The organism is Deinococcus pimensis DSM 21231, assembly GCF_000519345.1.
Classification (GTDB): Bacteria; Deinococcota; Deinococci; order Deinococcales; family Deinococcaceae; genus Deinococcus_A; species Deinococcus_A pimensis.
Map to the genome: position 1 here is coordinate 1,714 of NZ_KI912668.1, position 908 is coordinate 2,621.

Here is a 908-nt window from a genome sequence, read left to right on the forward strand (position 1 = left end):
TGCGCAGCGTCGGCGTGGCGCTCCTCGCGGGCGGCCTCCTCACCGTCGCGCTGCTGCTGCTCGCCGCGCCGCGCGCCACCCGTGAACTGTGGACGTCCACGCGGTTTCGCTCCGCGCCCGACGTGCTCACCGCGCTCGGCGCGTTCGGGCTGGGCTTCGTCGCGTCGCGCGCGTTCGCGCTGTTCGTCCAGGCGGTCTTCCCGGCCAGCGGGCAGGAACGGCTCGACTACAACCTCCAGATCACCGCGAAGGGCCCCGACCTGATCGTGCTGCTCCTCGCGGGCGGCCTGCTCATTCCCTTCGTGGAGGAGCTGATCTTCCGCGGCTTCGGCCTGAGCGGGTACGAGCGGCGCGTGCGGCCCCTCGTCGCGGCCGTCTGGACGAGCGTGCTGTTCGCCGCCGCGCACGGCGTGGCCGCGCAGGCCGTGGCGGTCCTGCCGCTCGGGTACGTCATCGCGCGCGCCGTGCAGCACAGCCGCAGCTTCTGGACCGGCGTGATCGTGCACGCCACGAACAACCTGCTCTCGCTCGGCCTCGCGGCGCTCCTGATGTCCAACCCCGCCTTCGAGTCGATGCTCGGGGACAGCGCCTCGCAGCGCGTGCCCCTCGCGGGCGGCCTCGTCGCGCTCGTCGTGACGGCCCTCGCGTTGTGGGGCGCGCACGTCTGGCTGCGTCCAAGAGTGGAGACCGAGCGGCGCCCGGGCCCCGTGTGGTCGTGGAGCCTGCTCGTGATCGTGCTGTTCTTCCTGTTCGGCACCTTCCAGAAGCAGCTCGAAGGACTCGTGCGGAGCGTCACGGGCGGCTGAGGAGCCTCAGGCGAGCGCCGCGTTCAGCGCGTCGCGCAGTTCGCGCGCCGCCCGCGCGCTCGCCGTGACGCTCAGGCCGTCCGCGTACTGCACCGCGCGGCT

1 protein-coding gene is annotated in these 908 nt (G+C 73.1%); it reads left to right on the plus strand.

Features of this window, described 5'->3' with window-relative positions:
• Positions 1-806, plus strand: an 806-nt coding sequence (locus DEIPI_RS40280; protein ID WP_052351815.1) for a CPBP family intramembrane glutamic endopeptidase, incomplete at its 5' end; no start/stop codon positions are given.
• Positions 807-908 lie beyond the last annotated feature (102 nt).